Source organism: Bradyrhizobium nitroreducens (genome assembly GCF_002776695.1).
Classification (GTDB): domain Bacteria; phylum Pseudomonadota; class Alphaproteobacteria; order Rhizobiales; family Xanthobacteraceae; genus Bradyrhizobium; species Bradyrhizobium nitroreducens.
Genome location: NZ_LFJC01000003.1, coordinates 7552638 through 7574016, shown reverse-complemented (window position 1 = coordinate 7574016; position 21379 = coordinate 7552638). Strand labels below are relative to the sequence as shown.

The window sequence follows — 21379 nt, the reverse complement described above, 5'->3', positions numbered from 1 at the left end:
AATTTTGCATAGGTTCGCCAGTTGCGCTTCAAATAGTGACCTGGGTTCCAACTTCAACCACCCGCCCCGTGGGAATCTGGAAATAGTCGGTGGCATCGTTGGCGGACCGGCTCAGCGCAATGAACAAATGGTCCTGCCACAGCGGCATGCCTGACTGTGCCGAGGCCTTCAGCGACCGTCGCGACACGAAGAACGACGTCGACATGATGTCGAACTGCCAGCCCTGCTTGCGCGCGATCGCGAGCGCCTTGGGGACGTTCGGCTGCTCCATGAAGCCGAAGCGCAACCGGACCTTGGAGAACTTGTCGCTGACCTTCTCCATGCGGAATCGCTCCGCCAGGTCGACCCGCGGCGTGTGTGCGGTCTCGATGGTCAGGATCACGTTGTGCTCGTGCAGCACCTTGTTGTGCTTGAGATTGTGCAGCAGCGCGGTTGGCACGAAGGCGGGATCGCTGGTCAGGAACACCGCGGTGCCCTTGACGATGTGCGGGGGCCGCTTCTCGAGGCTCCGGATCAGATCATCGAGCGGCACCTCGATCCGGCGCGTCTTCTGGATCAGGATTCCGGAGCCCTTCCGCCAAGTCCAGATCGTTCCGGCCATGGCGGCGCCGAACAGCAGCGGCACCCAGGCACCCTCGAGCAGCTTCAAGAGATTGGCGCTGAAGAAGCTCAGATCGACGACGACAAAGGGCATGATCACGGCGGCAGCGGTGGCCGCGCGCCAGTTCCACAACTTCCAGATCACGACGAAGCCCATGATGCCGTCGGCGACCATGGTGGTGGAGACGGCGATGCCGTAGGCCGAGGCCAGGTTGCTGGGCGTGTGAAACAGCAGCACCAGCAGCATCACGCCGATCAGCAGCAGCCGGTTCACCCGCGGAAGATAGATCTGGCCGGCATGGGTCTCGGACGTGTAACGGACCTCGAAGCGCGGCAGCAGGCCGAGCTGCACCGCCTGATAGACCAGCGAATAGGCACCGGTGATCACCGCCTGGCTCGCGATCACGGTGGCCGCGGTCGCAAGCCCGACCAGCGGCAGCACCAGGCCCTCGGGCACCATGCGATAGAAAGAGTGCTCGATCGCGCTCGGGTCGGACAGCACCAGCGCACCCTGCCCGAAATAGTTGATCAGGAGCGCGGGCAGCACGAAGAACATCCAGGCCGACTGGATCGGCTTGCGCCCGAAATGACCAAGGTCGGCGTAGAGCGCCTCGCCGCCGGTAACCGCCAGGAACACCGCGCCGAGCGTCACGAGGCCGATCGTGCCGTGCGACAGCACGAACTGCACCGCGTAATAGGGATTGATCGCCGCCAGCACGGAAGGATCGTCGACGATGTGGACAGCGCCCATCACCGCGATGACGGTGAACCAGACCACCATCACCGGCCCGAAGGCGGAGGCGACCAGCGCGGTCCCCTTGCTCTGCACGGCGAACAGCAGCACCAGGATGAGGACGGTGAGCGGCACGACGTAGTGCTCGAGCGCGGGGGCTGCGAGCTTCAAGCCTTCCACTGCCGATAGCACCGAGATCGCCGGCGTGATCATGGAATCGCCGATGAACATGGAAGCGCCGACGACGCCGAGGGCGAGCAGGAACCAGCTCCGCCGCCCGAGCGCACGCTGGCCGAGCGCCATCAGGGAGAGCGTGCCGCCCTCTCCGTTGTTGTCCGCCCGCAGCAGCAGCAGGACGTATTTGGCGGTGACGACGATGAGCAGGGCCCACAGGATCAGCGAGAGCACGCCGAGCACGATGACGCGCGAGACCGGCTCGCCATGCGCCGCGCCCCTGACAGCCTCGTGGAATGCGTAAAGCGGCGAGGTGCCGATATCGCCGAAGACGACGCCGATGCTCCCGAGCGTAAGGGCCCAAAAACCTGAGGTGACCGGCCCTTCCTGGGTCTCGGCCTGTGTGATGCTCGCCGTCATGAAGGTGGAAAACGCTTCTTCCCTGGAATTGATCCGGCGCCTTTTGACGCTTCCGGTGCGCCTGTCAATCGGCGCACCACCATAGCAGGCGCCGAGCCGGATGCTGTGACGCCGCAGCCACGCTCATCGCCAGCGCGACGACATGCCTCAGGTAGAATGGTAGCGCAAGGGGACCTATTTTCCGAGCAGGATCCCGTCCGAAAACCCGGTGCTCACCGTGCCCGGGTGATGCTCACGGCTTCAGATTCGGCGGCAGTGGCGGATCCTCGCGCATCAGGGTGATAGTCACCCGCCGGTTGGCCGCGAGCGACGGATCGTCCGGAAACAGCGGCTGGGTGTCCGCCTTGCCGGAGACGGCGAAGATGTGCGACGGCGGCAGGCCCTCGCGTTCGAGGATCTGACGCACGGCATTGGCGCGGTCGGCCGACAGATCAAAGGCGCCGTAGTCGCTGCGGTTCGGCACGAAGCCGGCCGCGGTATGGCCGGCGATGGAGACGCGGAGCGGCGTCGCCTTGAGCGGGATCGCGAGCTTCTCGACCAGGCGGCGGGTGCGGTCATAAGGCACCTTGGAGCCGTCGGCGAACATCGAGCGGCCGTCCTGGTCGACGATTTCGAGGTTGAGACCCTGCTTGGTTTCCTCGAACATGATGTGCTTGGACATCTCGGTCAGTTCCGGCATGTCCTGCAACGCCTGGCGCAGCGAGGCTGCGGCGAGCGCGAAATTGCGGTCGATCTTGATCTTCGCGCCCGACGTCTTGTCGCGATCTTCCTGGTCCGGGGTCGGCGTGTTGGAGGCGTCCTCGGGCTGGATATGGTCGACGTTCTTCAGCCGCGGACGGGTCGGCAAACCGTCGGACTCCACGATGCCGGCATAGCGCGCTTCGCTCTGCACGCCGAAGGCGTCGCGCATCGAGCCGGCGACGATCTTCAGCTTGTTGGCGTCCTGGGTCGAGAACGCCACGAGCATCACGAAGAAGCTCATCATCAGGCCCATGAGGTCGGCGAAGGTCACGAACCAGCCGTGACCGCCTCCATGCGCATCGCCGCGTTTCTTCTTGGCCATGTCTCGGATCCCGGCGGGCGGCTTACGCCGGCACCGGCTCGCCCTCGGCGTGACGATGCTTCTCCGGCAGGTAGGCCAGCAGCATTTCGCGCACGAGCGTCGGGCTCTTGGAGTCGCGGATCATCAGGATGCCGTCGATGATCAGGGTGCGGTTGGTCTCCTCGTCCAGCAGCTTGCCGTGCAGCTTGTCGGCGATCGGCAGACAGAACAGGTTCGCGACCAGCGCGCCGTACAGCGTGGCAAGCAGCGCGGTCGCCATGAACGGGCCGAGCTTGGAGGGGTCGGTCATGTTGGCGAACATCTGCACCATGCCGATCAGGGTGCCGATCATGCCGAACGCCGGGGCGCAGTCGCCGATGGCGCGGTAGATCTTGCTGCCCTCGTCGAGGTGCATCAGGAAGTTGTCGCGGTCGCGCTCGAGATTGTCGCGGATGAAGTCGAGATCGTAGCCGTCGGCGACGTAGCGGATGCCCTTGGCGAGGAACGGCTCGTCGGTCTCGACCTTTTCGAGGCCGACCGGGCCCTGCTTGCGGGCGATCTCGGCGATGCGGGCGAGCTCGTCGACGAGGTCGTGCGCCGACAGCCGGCTCATGGTGAAGGCGAACTTGGCGCCAAGCGGAAGGCCGTGCAGCAGCGCCGAGAGCGGAAAGCGGATCATGGTGGCGGAGATCGAGCCGCCGAAGATGATGATCATCGCATGTTCGGAGATGAACATGTGGAGATCGCCACCCATGAAGATCATTGCGGTGATGACGATGATGCCCGCCGTGAGCCCGACGCTCGTCATGATATCCATGGGATACTCCAACGCGTACGCAACAACGGCCGTCCTGGCCGCTGGCGCGGCCCAACCCCGAACCGCATCGGAAACCCTAGAGCGCCGCCCTTAAAGCCGCGTAAAGGTTAAGTTGCGCAGGCGCGTCAGACCGGCGCATCGCGGCCCGGAGGATGCCGGCTTTGCTGCTTGCCGACACGAATCTCAACACATTGCTAACCATAATTGCGGCAGCGGACGATGATGTCCTCGCGGCACGGACCGCGGACTCGTCAACGCGCGGTCGTATAGGCTGATACAAAGCGTCGAGGTGTCCTCCCATGGTTTTCTGGCTAGCGAGCGCGATCGGATTGGCCTCCGCCTATCTTTTCGGCTCTGTGCCCACCGGCTATCTGGCGGGGAAACTGCTGAGGGGGATCGACATTCGGGAGCACGGCTCCAGATCGACCGGCGCGACAAATGTGTTGCGCGTCCTGGGAAAATGGCCTGCGCTGGTCGTGCTTCTGGTCGATGTGTTCAAAGGTGCCGCGGCAATCGCCTTCGCCCGCTGGTTCTTTGGCCAGGTCTTCACGTTGCCATCGGGCACGCCACCGTCCGCGCTTGATCCGCGAAGCTGGATGGACTGGGGCGTGTGCGTTGCTGGACTTGCCGCGCTGCTCGGGCACGCCCTTTCGATCTGGCTGAACTTTACGGGCGGCAAATCCGCTGCGACGGGGCTCGGCGTCCTGCTGGCATTGTCGTGGCCAGTCGGCCTCGGGGCTGCAATCGCTTTTGCCATTGCGCTGGCTGTATCTCGCATCGTGTCGCTTGGCTCGATCTTGGCGGCGCTGACGGCGATCGTCCTCGTCTGCGGCCTGGAGCAACCGCTGCCCTATCGGCTGCTGGTGATTGCAGGCGGCATCTACGTGATCGTGCGCCATCGCGCCAACATCCAGCGACTGCTGGCGGGGACGGAGCCGCGGTTCGGACAATTCAGTCCAGAACCGAGGACGGAGGCGTAGGGCCACTCGTTGATCGTCGAAGCTGCCCCCCAAGCTAACGCATATTGAGAGCGCCAGCCGGCGAGCGACTGCGGCCCTGCGCCACGGGCGAAATGAAGGACGATTTGGTATTCTACGGCTCTGCGGCAGGCTCGACCGCGGGAGCAATTTGCCATGTTGACGCTGTTCAGTCTTCTCACCGCGTTGCCTGCGGTGCTGGCGCTCCACCTGCTCGAGCCGGCGCTCGTCCTGCCGGCCTTCAGCCTTGCGCTGTTTGCCGAAGCCGCTTTCGCGGTGATCGCGGCGCGGTTGATTCACAGCCCCGACAGCACGGACGACATCACGCTGTGGGATCTTGCTGGCGGCTTCACCCTGATCGGATGCGCCGCCGCGATGTTCGGAGAACCGGATCAAGCTGCCCTGTTCCTGACCGAACAAGGCAGCTCGAGACCGGCGTCGTCGCCTTAAGCTTCAGTGGATCTCGGCCGAGCGCTTCAGCGCGGCTTTCAGCTTCTCCAGCGAGAAGTCGGGGCTGCGGGCGATCTCGAGGATCGGCGTCTCGCGGCGGCCGCAGAGCTCGGCGGCTTCGGGCAGCTTTGCCGCGACGTCGAGCGGGATCACGATCGCGCCGTGCTGATCGGCGTGGATCAGGTCGTCCGACCTCACGGTCATGCCGGCGACGCGCACCTCGCCGCCGAAGCTCTCAGCGTGCACCCAGGCATGCGACGGGCCGATCGAGCCGGCCAGCGCCTGGAAGCCCGGCGCCCATTGCGGGATGTCGCGGATCGAGCCGTCGGTGATGACGCCGAGGCAGCCGAGCGCCTTGTGCACGTTGCTCTGCACCTCGCCCCAGAACGCGCCGTATCCGACGTCGGGACCGTCGATGTCCTGGATCACCGAGATCCGCGGACCATGGCCGGTGCCGACATATTCGTAATATGCGATGCGGCGCTTCGACTGCTCTTCGGGTGCAAGCGAGGACTTCAGCACCGAGCGGATCGCAACCGTCCGGGCGTAGCCGACGATCGGCGGCAAATCGGGGAACGGGCAAACCAGCTGCTTGGTGGTGTAGCCGATCAGCCGGCGCTCGGGCGCCACGATCTCCATGGCGTTGCAGATCGTCGGCGTGTCATAGCGGCCCAGCGCTTCGAGGACGGAAGCGGGCAGCGGCCCGGTCGCGGAATTGGTCACGGCGTTCTCTCCCAGATTGGCGGCGGTTGATTGCGCGATGCCGCCCGCATCAGGGCGATATAGCCGAGATCGGGTCTCGACCCAACTCAGCACGCCATCATGGCAGATATCCGCGCCTCGCCGCTCAGTGCAGCCGTCCAGGCCGGTCGTCGTCGTGCGGCGGCTCCGACAAGTTCGCCAGCGTCGGCGCCGAGGGCGGCGACGAGACCTCGCCTCCCGATGGCGCAGCCGCCTCCATCGCGCGTGCCTGATCGCGATAGGATTTGTAGCCGAGCGGCAAAGCGAGAAGATACAGCACCGTGCCAATCGACAGCACGTGCCAGGGATAGGCGATCAAGAGCGCGATGAAGACGATCACCGCAACGAAGGCCGGAAGCACCAGCTCCGGCGGCACGCGCATGCGCATGCTCTTGCCGGAGAACACCGGCAGGCGCGATACCATGAGAAACGCAATCAGCAGCGTGTAGGCGGCCGTCAGCGCCGCCGGCCAGCGTCCCACATCGAGGAAGACCGCATAGATCGGCAACATCACGGTGATGGCCCCGGCCGGCGCGGGCACGCCGGTGAAGAAGTTGGCGGCAAAGGCCGGCTTGTTCGGATCGTCCAGCGTGGCGTTGAAGCGCGCGAGCCGCAGACACATCGAGATCGCGAACACCATCGCCGCAATCCAGCCGGCATTGCCGAGTTCGTGCAGTTGCCAGAAATACAACATCAGCCCGGGCGCCACGCCGAAATTGACGAAATCGGCGAGACTGTCGAGCTCAGCGCCGAACTTGGACTGGCCCTTGATCATGCGCGCGATGCGGCCATCGATGCCGTCGAGCGCGGCGGCGAACACGATGGCATAGACCGCGAGCGACATCCGCCCCTCGATCGACAGCCGGATCGAGGTCAGGCCGGCGCAGATCGCCAGCAGCGTGATGACGTTGGGCACCAGCATCCGCACCGGGATCGGGCGGAACCGGCGGCGGCGTATGTCGGGATCTCTCAAATCGTAGGGCGTCATGGCGGTCCTCACCTCAAGGCGAGATATAGCAAGCCGCGCCCTCCTCCGCCATTGCTGCGGAACCCGCTCGCAGGCCGACTATTGGTTAATTGGCGCGGAAGGCGCGGCTGGGGTCGTCGCCGGCAAGATCGGCCAAAATCGTCTCGCCGGCGATGGCGGTCTGCCCTTCCGAGACCAGCGCCTTGGTACCCACAGGCAGATAGACGTCGAGCCGCGAGCCAAAGCGGATCAGACCGAAACGCTCGCCGGCGCCGATCGCCTGCCCCTCCCTGACGAAACAGACGATGCGCTTGGCGACGAGGCCTGCGATCTGAACCACGCCGATGCGAGCGGTCGGCGTCGAGATGACCAGCGAGTTGCGCTCGTTGTCTTCGCTGGCCTTGTCGAGCTCGGCATTGATGAAGAGGCCGGGACGGTACGCGATGCGGTCCACCCTGCCTGCTACGGGCGCGCGGTTCACGTGGCAATTGAACACGCTCATGAACACCGAGATGCGCGGCAATGGCCGGTCCCCGAGCCCGAGCTCGGCCGGCGGCAGCGCCATGGTGATCATCGAGACGCGGCCATCGGCCGGCGACACCACCAGCCCCTCGCGCACCGGCGTCACGCGCACGGGATCTCGGAAGAACAGCGCGCACCACACGGTCAGGATCGTGCCGATCCAGCCCAGAGGCGACCACAGCCAGAACAGAATCAGGCTTGCCAGCGCAAAGCCGCCGATGAAGGGATAGCCCTCCTTGTGGATCGGCGGGATCTGACGCTGGATCGAATCGAGAATGGACATCGCTATCTGCCGCTGAAAGGGTTGACGGCGCGCGGGTCGCCCCGTGCGGTGGGGATGTTTAGGCCAGAGTTGGGACCGGAGACAAGGTCACACCGCCGCAGGCGCCGTCAGGGCGTCATCGACCGGAGGCGGCTCCCGGTTGGGCGCCTCGCTGGTGTCGGCCATCTTGGCCAGTTTCTCGCGCGCCTCCTCGGCCTCGCGCTGCCTGTTCCACATGCTGGCGTAGAGACCGCCATGTGCGAGGAGCTTGGCGTGGGTCCCCCGCTCGGCGATCCGGCCCTGGTCCAGCACGATGATCTCGTCGGCCCCGACGATGGTCGATAGCCGGTGCGCGATCACCAGCGAGGTGCGGTTCTTCGCCACCCGATCGAGCGCGCCCTGGATCTCGTGCTCGGTGTGGGTATCGAGCGCCGAGGTCGCCTCGTCCAGCACCAGGATCGGCGGCGCCTTCAGCACGGTGCGCGCGATCGCAACGCGCTGCTTCTCGCCGCCCGACAATTTCAGCCCACGCTCGCCGACCTGGGTTTCGTAGCCCTTCGGCGCCATGCGGATGAAATGATCGATCTGCGCGAGGCTCGCGGCCTCCTCGACCTCGGCATCGCTGGCGTCCCAACGGCCATAGCGGATGTTGTAGCGGATCGTGTCGTTGAACAGCACGGTGTCCTGCGGGACCATGCCTATGGATGCGCGCAGCGAATCCTGCGTCACCGCGCGGATGTCCTGGCCGTCGATCAGGATCTTGCCGCCGGAGACGTCATAGAGGCGGAACAGAAGGCGCGAGATGGTCGACTTGCCTGCGCCCGACGGGCCGACGATGGCGACCGTCTTGCCGGCCGGCACTTCGAAGCTGATGCCCTTGAGGATCGGGCGCGTCGGCTCATAGGCAAAGCGCACGTCCTCGAAACGCACCGTGCCGGCGGAGACGGCCAGCGGCTTGGCATCGGGGATGTCCTTGATCTCGGCCTCGCGGCCCAGCACGCCAAACATCTTCTCGATGTCGATGATCGCCTGCTTGATCTCGCGATAGACCATGCCCATGAAGTTCAGGGGCTGGTAGAGCTGGATCATCATGGCGTTGACCAGCACGAAATCGCCGACCGTGTTGGTGCCGTTGCGCACGCCGATCGCGCACATCAGCATGGTCGCGGTCAGGCCGAGCGTGAAGATCACGGCCTGGCCGGTGTTGAGCACGGCGAGCGAGGTGTAGGCCTGGATGCTCGACTCCTCGTAGCGTGCCACCGAGCGGTCGTAGCGCTGCGCCTCGCGCGCCTCGGCACTGAAATACTTCACGGTCTCGTAGTTGAGCAGCGAGTCGATTGCCTTGGTGTTCGCCTCGGTGTCGGAATCGTTCATCCTGCGGCGGATGCCGATCCGCCACTCGGTCGCGACGTAGGTGTAGTACATGTAGACCGTGACCGTAATCAGGGTCGCGACGACGTAGCGCCAGTCGAACTGCCAGAGCAGCACGGCCATCAGCAGCGAGACCTCGACGATGGTCGGGATCAGTTGCAGGATCACCATGCGCACGATGACCTCGATGCCCTCGCGGCCGCGCTCGAGCACGCGCGTCAGGCCGCCGGTCTTGCGCTCGAGGTGAAAGCGCAGCGAGAGCTCGTGCATGTGGATGAAGGTGATGGTGGCAAGCTTGCGCACGGCATGCATGGCGACGCGCGCGAAGATGCCGTCACGCCATTGCGTCAGCACCGCCATCAGGATGCGCATCACGCCGTAGCTCACGGTCAGCAACAGCGGCGAGGCGATCACCCAGAGCTGCCAATTGTCGGCCTGCACCGGCGCCGTGTTGGCGCCGGTCAGCGCGTCCGTCGCCCATTTGAAGCTGAACGGCACCGTCAGCGTGATCAGCTTGGCGGCGAGCAGCAGCACCATGGACCAGACCACCCGCATCTTCAGGTCGAAGCGGTCGCCCGGCCAGATATAGGGCCACAGATGCGCCAGCGTGCCCATCAACGTGGCCCGCTCGAGCGGCCCGCCTGCGGGATCAGGCACGTCGGGAACGTGGGGCGAATGAGGTGGGCTCATCAAGAAACCTGGAAGGCCCGCCGGGCGCGGGCAAGCTGCGATGACTGTTTTCGCCCGTCCATATAGAAGCTTCCGGAGGCGAGCGCACCCCGCCAGATGGCGATTCTTCGATAGTTTGTCGGTATTTACGGGTAGATTTCCTGACGATCCGAATCACCTGAAGGGCTTGACGCCCCTTCGCTGCAATGCATCATGGTACCAATGAGCACGATCAAAACCGTCTGTGTCTATTGCGGCTCCGGCCCCGGAACCAATCCCAACTTCATCGAAGCGGCGAAGGCGCTTGGCAAAGCGCTGGCGGACAACAAGATCCGCCTCGTCTACGGCGGCGGCTCGCTCGGCCTGATGGGAGCGGTCGCAACCTCGGTGCTGGATCACGGCGGCACCGTCACCGGCATCATCCCTGACTTCCTCCGGATGCGCGAGAACGCGCTGACGCGGGTGCAGGAGATGGTCGTCACGCCCGACATGCACGAGCGCAAGCGGCTGATGTTCGAGCGCTCCGACGCTTTCGTCGCCCTGCCCGGCGGGCTCGGAACGCTCGAGGAGCTGGTCGAGCAGCTGACCTGGCAGCAACTCGGCCGTCACGCCAAGCCGGTGCTGCTCGCCAACATCGACAATTTCTGGGAGCCGCTGTTCTCTCTGGTCTCCCATATGCGCCAGACCCAGTTCATCCGCGCCGGCCTTTCCGTCGAGATCCTGAAGGCGGACAAGGTCGAGGAGATCGTCCCGCGGCTGCGCGCCGCGGCTGCGCAGATTCCCGACAGCCAGCGCGATCTCGCCCCCGAAGTGGCGCGCAAGCTGTAGCGCCCTACTCTGCGGGAAACGTCACCGCCTCGATGCGGTTGCCGTCGGGATCGGTGACGAAAGCCGCATAGTAGCGCACGCGGTCATGCGGGCGGATGCCGGGCGCGCCGTCGGAGGCCCCGCCCGCCGCGAGAGCCGCGGCATGAAACGCATCGACCTCCCCAGTCGTCTTCGCCCGCAGGCAGATGTGCACGCCGCTCTCCGGAGCTACGCGCGGCATGTTTTCGCGCAGATTGATCCAGAACTCGGGATAGGCCTTGCCGAAGCCGACCGTCCGCGGTCGCGTGACGAGGCGTGTGAGGCCGAGCGCTGCGAGCGCGGCTTCGTAGAATTTCGCCGACCGATCGAGATCACTGACGCCGACGGAAATGTGGTCGATCATTGGCTACGCTCCCCCTCCTCCTCGCAATGACGGCGTTCATTGTCGACGCCGTCCGTTACGCTGGCGCGCCCGACTTCACGAGCTTGTAGATCACCGAATCCATCAGCGCCTGGAACGAGGCGTCGATGATGTTCGGGGAGACGCCGACCGTGGTCCAGCTGTCGCCGTTCTCGTCCTCGCTCTCGATCAGCACGCGCGTGACCGCGCCGGTGCCGCCGTTGAGGATACGCACCCGGTAGTCGATCAGCCTCAAGCCCTCGATGTATTTCTGGTACTTGCCGAGATCCTTGCGCATGGCGACGTCGAGCGCGTTGACGGGGCCGTTGCCCTCGGCGGCCGAGATCAGGTGCTCGCCGGCGACGTCGACCTTCACAACGGCCAGAGCGACGGTGACGCGCTCGCCGAGCGCGTTGTAGCGCTGCTCGACATTGACGTCGAACTGCTCGACCTCGAAATAATGCGGCACCTTGCCGAGCGTGCGGCGCGCCAGCAGCTCGAACGAGGCGTTGGCGGATTCATAGGCGTAGCCGGCCGCCTCGCGCTCCTTCAGCTCCTCGACGAGGCGCGTCAGCTTCGGATCGCTCTTCTCGTAGGGGATGCCGGCACGGTCGAGCTCGGCGATGACGTTGGAGCGTCCGGCCTGGTCTGACACCAGCACCTTGCGGTGGTTGCCGACCGTCTCCGGCAGCACGTGCTCATAGGTCTGCGGATCCTTCAACACGGCCGACGCATGAATACCGGTCTTGGTGACGAAGGCGCTCTCGCCGACATAAGCGGCATGCCGGTTCGGCACGCGGTTGAGCATGTCGTCGAGCGTGCGCGAGACTTTGACGAGCGTCGCCAGCTTCTCGGACGTGACGCCGATCTCGAAAGCCTCGGCAAAGCCCTTCTTCAGTTTCAGCGTCGGGATCAGCGAGCAGAGATTGGCGTTGCCGCAGCGCTCACCGAGCCCGTTCAGCGTGCCCTGGATCTGCCGCACGCCGGCGCGCACCGCGGCGAGCGAATTGGCCACCGCCTGCTCGGTGTCGTTATGAGCGTGGATGCCGACATGATCGCCGGGGATGTGCTTCGTCACCTCGCTGACGATGGCCTCGACCTCATCAGGCATGGTGCCGCCATTGGTGTCGCACAGCACCACCCAGCGCGCGCCGGCCTCGTAGGCGGCCTTGGCACAGGCGAGCGCAAACTCGGAATCCTCCTTGTAGCCGTCGAAGAAATGCTCGCAGTCGAGCATGACCTCGCGGCCCGCGGCCTTGGCGGCCGCGACGCTGTCGCGGATCGAGGCGAGGTTCTCCTCCTTCGTCGTCTCCAGCGCGACACGCACCTGATAGGCCGACGATTTTGCCACGAAGCAGATCGCATCCGCCTTCGCTTCCAAAAGCCCGGCCACGCCAGGATCGTTGGAGACCGAGCGCCCGGCCCGGCGCGTCATGCCGAAGGCGGTGAAGCGCGCGTGGTCGAACTTCGGCTTGGTGCCGAAGAATTCGGTGTCGGTCGGATTGGCGCCGGGATAACCGCCCTCGACGTAGTCGATGCCGAGATCGTCCAGCATCGCGGCGATGGCCTGCTTATCGGTCAGTGTGAAATCGACGCCGTTGGTCTGCGCGCCGTCGCGCAGCGTGGTGTCGAACAGATAAAGGCGGTCCTTGCTCATTGCCCCGCTCCGAGCGTCTTCTTCATCGTGGTGTTGGCGAGCCACTCGTCGTTGACGGTAATGCTGTTGCGCTGCATGGCGACATAGCCGCGCTTGGCGAAAAAGCCCTGCGCGGTGTCGCTGGCATCGACCGAAAGGCTCTGCGCGCCGCGGCCGCCGGCGAGCTTCTCAAGCGCGTCGACCAGCATGGCGGCGACCCCTTGCCCGGCCACTGCCGGATGCACATAGAGCATCTGGATGTGGTCTTTGCCGCGCAGCGAAGCAAAACCAACCGGCGAGCCTTCGATCGTCGCGATCAGCGTCAGGTCGGAAGCGAGGTGCCTGCCGAAGTCTTCGTCTTCCGCCTTCTCCATCCAGGCCTGCTGCTGCGCCTCGCTATAGTCCTCGCCGGTCAGCTCCTCGATGCTGGCCGTAAAGATCGCGGCGAGCACGGGAACGTCATCCGGCAGGAACGGCCGCAATCCAGGCTTCGGCAAAGTCTGTCCCATAATGTTCACCACAGCCCGTAGAGTTTCAGCACGATCGCCACGGCGGCTCCGAGCAGCAGAACCTTCAGCGCGATATAATAGAGCCAGTGCCGCGGGAAAGGCGTGTCGGGCCGCTTCATCGCGCAATCTCCCACGTCGTTCCGTCCTTGGAATCCTTGATCGCAACGCCCATCGCGGCGAGCTGATCGCGGATGCGGTCCGACTCCTTGAAATCCTTGCGGCCACGGGCTGCCGTCCGCTCCGCGATCAGGCGCTCGACCTCCTTGGCATCGACGCCGCTCGCCTGCTGCTTGCGGCCTTCCCACTGCGCAGCGCTCTCGGACAGGAAGCCGAGCAGCCGCAACGAGCCCGCCAGAGCCGCGACGTCACCGCCACGCAGGCCATGCAGCGCCGCGATCGCCAGCGGCGTGTTGAGATCGTCGAGCAGCGGCTCGACCACGGATGCGGCCGGCTTGCCGGGCGCGACGTCGGCCGCAACGCGGTACCAGTCGTCGAGCGTCTTGGCGCTCTCCTCCAGCGACTTCATGGTCCAGTCGATCGGCGAGCGGTAGTGCGTCTTCAGCATGTTCAGGCGCAGCACTTCACCCGGCCAGTCACGGAGCAGCTCGTGAATGGTGATGAAGTTGCCGAGGCTTTTCGACATCTTCTCACTCTCGACCTGCAGGAAGCCGTTGTGCATCCAATAGTTTGCCATGCGCTCCCGGTGGAAGGCGCAGCAGGTCTGCGCGACCTCGTTCTCGTGGTGCGGAAACACGAGATCGATGCCGCCACCGTGGATGTCGAAATGCACGCCGAGATGCTTCCAGGCCATGGCCGAGCACTCGATGTGCCAGCCCGGACGCCCCTCGGCCTTGATGCCTGATGGCGACGGCCATGACGGCTCGCCGGGCTTGGACGGCTTCCACAGCACGAAGTCGGTGTTGCCCTTCTTGTAAGGCGCGACATCGACGCGGGCACCGGCAACCATCTCGTCGAGCGAGCGATTGGAGAGCGCGCCATAGCGCGGCAACCCTGAAACGGCGGCGTTCATCGCCTGCGGCGAGAACAGCACGTGATCCTCGGCGACATAGGCAAAGCCGCCCTTGACCAGCCGCTCGATGATCTCGCGCATCTCCGCGATATGCTCGGTCGCGCGCGGCTCGACGCTCGGCCGCAGTGCGCCAAGCGCATCGACATCGGCATGAAACTGCTTGCCGGTCTGCTCGGTGACCTTGCGGATCGCCTCGTTCAGCGGCAAGCCGGGAAAGTCACGCGCCGCGCGGTCGTTGATCTTGTCGTCGACGTCGGTGATGTTGCGGACATATTTGACATGCGCCTCTCCGTAGAGATGGCGCAGCAGGCGAAACAGCACGTCGAACACGATCACGGGCCGCGCATTCCCGATATGGGCGAGGTCATAGACGGTCGGTCCGCAGACATACATGCGGACGTTGCTGGCATCGAGCGGCACAAAGGCGCGCTTTTCCCGGCTCAGCGTATCGTAGAGGCGCAATTCCATGACAACCCATCCCTTGCGGCCGGGCGTCCGAGGCTCTCAATGTTTGAGAAAAGACGGCTCCAGCCAGCGAATCGCTAGCTCGTAATCTCGCGGCAAATGGCGCAAATGGCGAGGAGACCGTTCATGCGGAACATATGGGCTATCAGGTGCCCCTGCGTCAAGAGAGCCGCGAAAACGCCGTTTTGTCCTCCCGCCCAGCGCGCGTCCATCATGACGGTTCATGATCCCCTAACCATTTGAGCCCATTCTGGAACCGGCAGTTCCCCTTTTTGCCCCCGGTGCTTTTCATGCGAGTCTTGCCCGCGCTCATTTCCAGCGCCTTCATCTTTGCGGCTTCCAGCGCCCTCGCCGAGAGCCGCGTCTTCATCATCGCCAACCCGGCGGTCGACCATTGCCTGGCCAAGGGCGACAAATGCGGCGCCTCCGCCGCGCGCACCTATTGCCAATCACGCGATTTTGCCCAGGCATCAAGCTATCGCCGGGTCGATCCCGACGAAATTACCGGCTCTGTCCCCAAATCCGGCACAAATTGCTCCCATGGCCATTGCGACGAATATGTCGCAATCACCTGCCAGCGCTGAATTTGCTCGGAGCTGGCGCAGCTTAGGCCGGTCCTTTGGCCCCCGAAACGACGTGACGATGCCGCGGGAAGCGGCTATTGGAGGGCGCGCTTCGGCCCTGCAAAGTCACGTCGAAAGTCACATTGGGCCGTGACCTCGCTAGAATGGCGGATATGCCTGAATTCCTGTCCCTCTCCCGTGCCCGCTTCGTCCTTGCCTGCACCGTGCTCTTGAGCACGGCCGTGCTCGTCACCGGCGCTTTCGCGCAGGCCGGCCCGCCCGGACCGCCGCCTCAGCCGGGGCAGAACGGACTTGGGCCCAATCCGATGTGCGTGCGGCTGGAGGGCCAGCTCGCGGCGCTCGACCGCGGCGGCGGTGGCGACCCCGCGCGGGAAGACCAGATCCGCCGTTACCAGGATTCCCAGGCCAAGCAGCAGGCCGAGCTCGACCGCGTCACCATGCAGGCCAAGCGCATGGGCTGCGATTCCTCCGGCTTCTTCTCGCTGTTCGGTGGCCAGCAGGCGCAATGCGGCCCGGTCAACACCCAGATCCAGCAGATGCGCGCCAATCTGGACCAGATCACCAGCAATCTCGAACGCCTGCGCGGCGGCGGTGGCGGCGGCTACAGCCCGGAGCGCGACAGTCAGCGCCGCTCGGTGCTGGCGGCGCTGGCGCAGAACAATTGCGGCCCGCAATATGCCAATGCCGCGCAAGGTCAGGGCGGCGGCAACTTCCTGAGCAATCTGTTCGGCGGCAACAACGCCGGCAATCCGCAGGGCGCCCCGCCCTCAGATCTCGGCCCGCAATCCGGCACTTACCGGACCGTGTGCGTGCGCACCTGCGATGGCGCTTATTTCCCGGTCTCATTTGCAACGGTGCCGGCGCGCTTCCCCGACGACGAGAAGACCTGCAAGGCGCTCTGCCCGGCCGCCGAAGCCGTGCTCTACACCCATCGCAATCCCGGCGAAGACATGAACTCGGCGGTCTCCATCAGCGGCCAGCCCTACACGGCGCTGCCGACCGCTTTCAAATTCCGCAGCGAGTTCAACCCGTCCTGCTCCTGCAAGGCCGCCGGCCAGACCTGGGCGGACGCGCTGAAATCCGCCGACGACAAGGCGACCGCCGAGCAGCAGGGCGACATCATCGTCACCGAGGAGAGCGCCAAGAAAATGCAGCAGCAGCGGCTCAACAAGGGCACGCCTGCGAACGCCAAAAAGGGCGCGGCCCCCGCGCCGACGACGGCGACTGCACCGGCTGCGGCGCCACCGGTGGATACGGGCACCGCCGCAAGCTCCGAGAACAAGCCGATCCGCTCGGTCGGCCCGACCTTCCTGCCGCAGCAGCAGAAATAGGCGCGGCGGCTAGCCACCGCCTCACCCTCAGTGTCACGCCACGCGAAGGCGGGGCATCCAGTACCCCGTGGCAGATGTCGTATCCGGCAATGTCCGCCGCGGAGTACTGGATCATCCGCCTTCGCGGATGATGACAGCCGAATGAGGGGCGAGACCGCCTGCCCTCACCCCAAGCATCTTTGACAGCTCACCCCTCGAACGCGTCGATCGACGCCCTGCTCCCGCGCGACACCAGCGTCTCGTCCGCCGCGGGCGGCGTCTCGCCCTTGTCGCGGAAGCGGTTGGTGATGGGGTAGCGGCGGTCGCGGCCGAAATTTCTCGCCGTCACCTTCACGCCGGGCGCGGCCTGGCGGCGCTTGTATTCGGCGACGTTGAGCAGATGGTCGATGCGCAGCACGGTCTCGCGATCGAAGCCGGCGGCAATGATCTGATCCAGCGGCTCCTCGCCCTCGATCAGCCGCTCCAGGATCGCATCGAGCACGTCATACGGCGGCAGCGAGTCGTCATCGCGCTGGTTCTCGCGCAGCTCCGCGGTCGGCGGCCGCGCGATGATGTCGGGCGGGATCACCTCGCCGGCCGGTCCCAGCGCGCCGTCCGGCTTCCAGCCATTGCGCAGGGCCGCCAGCCGAAACACCTGCGTCTTGTAGATGTCCTTGATCGGGTTGAAGCCGCCGTTCATGTCGCCATAGAGCGTGGCGTAGCCGACTGACATTTCCGACTTGTTGCCCGTCGTCACCACCATCAGGCCGGTCTTGTTGGAGATCGCCATCAGGAGCGTGCCGCGGGTGCGGGCCTGAAGATTCTCTTCGGTGATGTCGGGCGGCAGATTCTTGAAAAGGCCCGAGAGGATGGTCTCGAACCCGCCGACGGCTTCGGCGATCGGCAGCACCTCGTAGCGGATGCCGAGATGGCCGGCGAGCTCGCCGGCGTCCGCAATCGAAGTGGCCGCCGTGTAGCGATAAGGCAGCATCACGCCGTGCACCTGGTCGGCGCCGAGCGCATCGACCGCGATCGCCGCGCACAGCGCGGAATCGATGCCGCCGGAGATGCCGAGCAGCACGCCGGGAAAGCCGTTCTTGGCAACATAATCGCGCAGGCCCAGCACGCAGGCGGCGTAATCGGCCTTGTCGCCCTCGACCTGCTCCGCGATCGGCCCCGCGCAGCGCCAGTCGTCGCCGTTCCGGGTGAAGCGCAACGTGGTGACGCTCTCCTCGAACGCCGGCAGCTGCGCCGCGAGCGAGAGATCGCCGTTGAGCGCGAAGGAGGCGCCGTCAAACACCAGCTCGTCCTGGCCGCAGATTTGGTTGAGATAGACCAGCGGCAGGCCGCTCTCGGTCACGCGTGCGACCGCGACCGACAGGCGCACGTCGTTCTTGTCGCGGGCGTAAGGCGAACCGTTCGGCACCAGGATGATCTCGGCGCCGGTCTCGGCCAGCGTCTCGACCACGTTCTCGTAGTCCTCGGACTCTTCCAGCCAGATGTCCTCGCAGATCGGCACGCCGATGCGAACGCCACGCACGGTCACCGGGCCCGCGGCAGGGCCGCGCGCAAACAGCCGCTTCTCGTCGAACACGCCGTAATTCGGCAGGTTGCACTTGAAGCGAAGTGCGGCGATGCGGCCGCCGTCGAGCAGCGCGCAGGCATTGTAGAGCTTGCCGTCCTCGACCCAGGGCGTGCCGACCAGCATGGCCGGCCCGCCGTCGGCGGTCTCGCGCGCCAGCGCTTCGATCGCGGCACGGCAGGCCGCCTGGAACGCCGGCTTCTGCACAAGGTCTTCCGGCGGATAGCCGGCGATGAACAGTTCCGGAAACAGCACGAGATTGGCGCCGTCGGCGATGGCGCGCGCGCGCGCATCACGCGCCTTGGCGGCGTTGCCCTCAATGTCGCCCAGGGTCGGATTGAGCTGGGCGAGCGTGACCGCGAAGGCGTTGAGACGTTCGGCCATGGCCCCGCGCTCCGATCAGATGAATCCCAGTCGCTCGATGATGGCGATGATCCAGAACGCGCCGGCCATCAGCAGCGCGACGCCGACTGCCGCCGAGCCCATGTCCTTGACCCGACCGATCTGCTTGTCGTGGTCCATGGTCAGGCGGTCGGCGAGCTTCTCGATCGCGGTGTTGAGCAGCTCGACGGTCAGCACGAACGCAACCGAACAGACCAGCTCGACCGCGCGCATCGCGGTCGCGCCGACCAGCCAGGCCAGCGGCAGCGACACGAGGAGCGCAAAGATCTCCTCGCGGACCGCCTGCTCCGATCGGAACGCAAAGGCCAGCCCGTTACGGGAATTGATCGTGGCCTTCCAAATCCGCAGCAAGGTCTTAGAGCCCCGCTGCGACCGGCATCGGCTGGGCCTTGCCGGCGCGCTCCTGCTTGAGGAGCTCTGCGATCAGGAAAGCCATGTCGATGGATTGCTCGGCGTTGAGACGGGGATCGCAGACCGTGTGATAGCGGTCGTTGAGGTCCTCGTCGGTGATCGCGCGGGCGCCGCCGAGGCATTCGGTGACGTCCTGGCCGGTCATCTCCAGATGCACGCCGCCGGCATGGGTGCCTTCGGCGGCATGGATCGCAAAAAACGACTTCACCTCGGACAGGATGCGGTCGAACGGCCGCGTCTTGTAGCCCGACGTGGAGGTGATGGTGTTGCCGTGCATGGGATCGCACGACCAGACCACCACCTTGCCCTCGCGCTTCACCGCGCGGATCATGTTCGGCAGATGCTCGCCGACCTTGTCCGAACCGAAGCGGCCGATCAGCGTCAACCGGCCCGGCTCGTTGTCGGGGTTGAGCACGTCGATCAGCTTCAGGAGCTCGTCGGGCTTGAGCGACGGGCCACATTTCAGCCCGATCGGGTTCTTGATGCCACGGAAATACTCGATATGGCCGTGATCGAGCTGGCGGGTGCGATCGCCGATCCAGATCATGTGGCCCGAGGTCGCGTACCAGTCGCCCGTCGTTGAATCGACCCGGGTCAAGGCCTGCTCGTAGCCGAGCAGCAGCGCCTCGTGGCTGGTGTAGAAATCGGTGGCGCGGAGCTCCGGATGGGCTTCGAGATCAAGGCCGCAGGCGCGCATGAAATTGAGCGCGTCCGAGATGCGGTCGGCCAATTCCTTGTAGCGGCGGGACTGCGGTGAATCCTTGAGGAAGCCGAGCATCCATTGATGCACGCTGCCGAGATTGGCGTAGCCGCCGGTCGCAAATGCGCGGAGCAGGTTCAGCGTCGCGGCCGACTGGCGATAGGCCATCAGCTGACGCTGCGGATCGGGGGTACGCGCTTCCTTGGTGAAGGCGATGTCGTTGACGATGTCGCCGCGATAGCTCGGCAGCTCGACGCCATTCAGCTTCTCGGTCGGCGATGAGCGCGGCTTGGCAAACTGGCCGGCGATGCGGCCGACCTTCACCACCGGCACCGCGCCGGCATAGGTCAGCACGACCGCCATCTGCAGCAGCACGCGGAAGAAATCGCGGATGTTGTTGGCGCCGTGCTCGGCAAAGCTCTCGGCGCAGTCGCCGCCCTGCAGCAGGAAAGCTTCACCCGCCGCGACCCGCGCCAGCGCCTTCTTCAGGTTGCGCGCCTCGCCCGCGAACACCAGCGGCGGAAAGGTCGCAAGCTGCGCCTCGACGTCGGCCAAAGCCTTGGCGTCGGGATAGTCGGGCACCTGTAGCACCGGCTTGCTGCGCCAGGACTCGGGCGTCCACCGCTCGGACATCGCAATCTCTCCGTGAAGCAAAAAAGTGCAACCTGATCTGGGGGTTGCGAGGGCCGCCTTATACACAGGCTGGCACGACATCGCCAGTTGTAAATCCGTTTCGGATCGCAAACCCTTGCGGGTAAAGCCAAATTCGCATTTGCTAGGAAACGGCGAGGAAACCGGCAGGGATACCTTCTGCCCATGGACGTGGCACTGGACGACGTTTTCATCGACGAGATCAGCTTCCCGGCGACCGACGGGTATGCCCTGACCGGCACCCTGTTCCTGCCGCGCGGCACCAAGCGCCATGCGGTGCTGATCAACTCGGCGACCGCCGTCCCGCGAAAAATCTATCGCGGCTTTGCCTCCTACCTCGCCCATCGTGGCTGCGCGGTGCTCACCTACGACTATCGCGGCATCGGCGATTCCCGGCTGCCGGCGATGGTCGGCTACAACCAGCCGAAATCCCTGGTCGGCTTCAAGGCCTCGATGTCGGACTGGGCGGCGCGGGACGTCACCGCCGCGGTGCGCTGGATGCGCGAGCGCTATCAGGGCCTGCCGCTGGCCTATATCGGCCATTCCTTCGGCGGCCAGGCGCTCGGGCTGATCGAAAACAATACCGACATCTCGCGCGCGGCCCTGGTGGCCTCGCAGGCCGCGACCTGGCGGCTGATGACCTCGCCGGAGAAATATCGCGTCTACGCCTTCATGAACTTTGTCGGCGTGCCACTGGTCCACGCGCTCGGCTACGCCCCGGGCTGGGCCGGCGTCGGCGAGGATTTGCCCAAGGGTGTCTTCCTGCAATGGGCCGAGTGGGTCTCGAGCCCGCGCTACCTGTTCGATTCAAAACTGCCGGCGCTGGAGAATTTCGCCAACTTCAAGGGCGAGCTGCGGGCGCTCTGCTTCTCCGACGACCCCTGGGCGACGCGACCGGCGGTCGAACTGCTCGCGAGCGGTTTTTCCGCGATCATGCCGGAGGTGCTGACGGTGAGGCCGTCCGACGTCGGCGCCAAGGCGATCGGGCATTTCGGCTTCTTCCGCCCCGATCACCGCGACACGCTGTGGCGCGGGGTGGCGGAATGGATTCAGGGAGAGTGAGACACAGCTTCGCGTCCTCGCGGCACATCTCGCCCGAGCTTTGCTTGATCGCTTTACCCTCGCTTGAAAGAGGGCGCAGGGAAGA

The 21379-nt window shown here is 65.3% G+C and carries 20 protein-coding genes; 6 read left to right on the top strand and 14 right to left on the bottom strand.

Going from position 1 to position 21379, the window contains the following annotated elements:
• Positions 1-28: 28 nt before the first annotated feature.
• The 3 genes from TSA1_RS35860 to TSA1_RS35850 all read right to left on the bottom strand — a co-directional run bounded on the left by TSA1_RS35860 (position 29) and on the right by TSA1_RS35850 (position 3786).
• The gene (locus TSA1_RS35860) at positions 29-1927 is read right to left on the bottom strand and encodes a potassium transporter Kup (protein ID WP_174719231.1); all 1899 of its coding nucleotides are present in this window, start codon (positions 1925-1927) and stop codon (positions 29-31) included.
• 232 nt (positions 1928-2159) lie between these two features.
• Entirely contained in the window at positions 2160-2990 is an 831-nt protein-coding gene (locus TSA1_RS35855; protein ID WP_100180432.1) for an OmpA/MotB family protein, read from the bottom strand.
• A 22-nt stretch (positions 2991-3012) separates the two neighbouring features.
• Positions 3013-3786 carry a motility protein A gene (locus TSA1_RS35850; RefSeq protein ID WP_063195489.1) on the bottom strand — a complete coding sequence of 258 codons (774 nt, stop codon included), beginning with the start codon at positions 3784-3786 and terminating at the stop codon, positions 3013-3015.
• Between the two features lie 299 nt (positions 3787-4085).
• Here TSA1_RS35850 and plsY point away from each other — a divergent pair, with 299 nt between their 5' ends.
• Both plsY and TSA1_RS35840 read left to right on the top strand, forming a co-directional pair.
• Entirely contained in the window at positions 4086-4766 is a 681-nt protein-coding gene (gene plsY / locus TSA1_RS35845) for a glycerol-3-phosphate 1-O-acyltransferase PlsY (protein ID WP_100180431.1), read from the top strand.
• A gap of 153 nt (positions 4767-4919) precedes the next feature.
• On the top strand, positions 4920-5213 hold the full coding sequence (locus TSA1_RS35840) for a hypothetical protein (protein ID WP_100180430.1): 294 nt from the start codon (positions 4920-4922) through the stop codon (positions 5211-5213).
• 3 nt (positions 5214-5216) lie between these two features.
• Here TSA1_RS35840 and TSA1_RS35835 read toward each other — a convergent pair whose 3' ends face one another.
• The 4 genes from TSA1_RS35835 to TSA1_RS35820 form a co-directional block, all read right to left on the bottom strand.
• A complete protein-coding gene (locus TSA1_RS35835) occupies positions 5217-5936 on the bottom strand; it encodes an RraA family protein (RefSeq protein ID WP_100180429.1) in 720 nt (239 codons plus the stop codon).
• 124 nt (positions 5937-6060) lie between these two features.
• Positions 6061-6942, bottom strand: a complete 882-nt coding sequence (locus TSA1_RS35830) for a CDP-alcohol phosphatidyltransferase family protein (protein ID WP_100180428.1) — start codon at positions 6940-6942, stop codon at positions 6061-6063.
• 85 nt (positions 6943-7027) lie between these two features.
• The gene (locus tag TSA1_RS35825) at positions 7028-7732 is read right to left on the bottom strand and encodes a phosphatidylserine decarboxylase (protein ID WP_283811659.1); all 705 of its coding nucleotides are present in this window, start codon (positions 7730-7732) and stop codon (positions 7028-7030) included.
• Between the two features lie 81 nt (positions 7733-7813).
• Positions 7814-9766 (bottom strand): ABCB family ABC transporter ATP-binding protein/permease, encoded by a 1953-nt coding sequence (locus tag TSA1_RS35820; protein ID WP_100180426.1) that lies wholly within the window; start codon positions 9764-9766, stop codon positions 7814-7816.
• A 201-nt stretch (positions 9767-9967) separates the two neighbouring features.
• Between TSA1_RS35820 and TSA1_RS35815 the strand changes: the two genes are divergently transcribed.
• Complete coding sequence (locus TSA1_RS35815) at positions 9968-10573, top strand: LOG family protein (protein ID WP_174719230.1); 606 nt, start codon at positions 9968-9970, stop codon at positions 10571-10573.
• Between the two features lie 4 nt (positions 10574-10577).
• On the opposite strand, the gene TSA1_RS35810 is transcribed toward TSA1_RS35815, so the two are convergent.
• The 4 genes from TSA1_RS35810 to cysS form a co-directional block, all read right to left on the bottom strand.
• The gene (locus tag TSA1_RS35810; protein ID WP_100180424.1) at positions 10578-10955 is read right to left on the bottom strand and encodes a VOC family protein; all 378 of its coding nucleotides are present in this window, start codon (positions 10953-10955) and stop codon (positions 10578-10580) included.
• Positions 10956-11010: 55 nt separating this feature from the next.
• Positions 11011-12609, bottom strand: a complete 1599-nt coding sequence (cimA, locus tag TSA1_RS35805) for a citramalate synthase (protein ID WP_100180423.1) — start codon at positions 12607-12609, stop codon at positions 11011-11013.
• The gene (locus tag TSA1_RS35800) at positions 12606-13097 is read right to left on the bottom strand and encodes a GNAT family N-acetyltransferase (RefSeq protein WP_174719229.1); all 492 of its coding nucleotides are present in this window, start codon (positions 13095-13097) and stop codon (positions 12606-12608) included. Before TSA1_RS35800 ends, cimA begins: the two co-directional genes overlap by 4 nt.
• A 115-nt stretch (positions 13098-13212) precedes the next feature.
• Positions 13213-14595, bottom strand: coding sequence for a cysteine--tRNA ligase (gene cysS / locus TSA1_RS35795; RefSeq protein WP_100180421.1), 1383 nt, complete (start codon positions 14593-14595; stop codon positions 13213-13215).
• A 287-nt stretch (positions 14596-14882) separates the two neighbouring features.
• On the opposite strand from cysS, the gene TSA1_RS35790 reads away from it, so the two are divergent.
• Both TSA1_RS35790 and TSA1_RS35785 read left to right on the top strand, forming a co-directional pair.
• Positions 14883-15176, top strand: a complete 294-nt coding sequence (locus TSA1_RS35790) for a hypothetical protein (RefSeq protein ID WP_174719370.1) — start codon at positions 14883-14885, stop codon at positions 15174-15176.
• A gap of 143 nt (positions 15177-15319) precedes the next feature.
• Positions 15320-16507 carry a DUF2865 domain-containing protein gene (locus tag TSA1_RS35785; RefSeq protein WP_100180419.1) on the top strand — a complete coding sequence of 396 codons (1188 nt, stop codon included), beginning with the start codon at positions 15320-15322 and terminating at the stop codon, positions 16505-16507.
• Between the two features lie 187 nt (positions 16508-16694).
• Here TSA1_RS35785 and TSA1_RS35780 read toward each other — a convergent pair whose 3' ends face one another.
• The 3 genes from TSA1_RS35780 to TSA1_RS35770 are packed head-to-tail and all read right to left on the bottom strand — an operon-like array spanning position 16695 to position 20214.
• Positions 16695-18452, bottom strand: a complete 1758-nt coding sequence (locus TSA1_RS35780) for an NAD+ synthase (protein WP_100180418.1) — start codon at positions 18450-18452, stop codon at positions 16695-16697.
• A 15-nt stretch (positions 18453-18467) separates the two neighbouring features.
• Positions 18468-18821, bottom strand: a complete 354-nt coding sequence (locus TSA1_RS35775; protein ID WP_018320918.1) for a diacylglycerol kinase — start codon at positions 18819-18821, stop codon at positions 18468-18470.
• A gap of 4 nt (positions 18822-18825) precedes the next feature.
• Positions 18826-20214, bottom strand: coding sequence for a class II 3-deoxy-7-phosphoheptulonate synthase (locus TSA1_RS35770; RefSeq protein ID WP_100180417.1), 1389 nt, complete (start codon positions 20212-20214; stop codon positions 18826-18828).
• Positions 20215-20397: 183 nt separating this feature from the next.
• Between TSA1_RS35770 and TSA1_RS35765 the strand changes: the two genes are divergently transcribed.
• Positions 20398-21294 carry an alpha/beta hydrolase family protein gene (locus TSA1_RS35765; protein WP_100180416.1) on the top strand — a complete coding sequence of 299 codons (897 nt, stop codon included), beginning with the start codon at positions 20398-20400 and terminating at the stop codon, positions 21292-21294.
• The last annotated feature ends 85 nt before the right edge of the window (positions 21295-21379 follow it).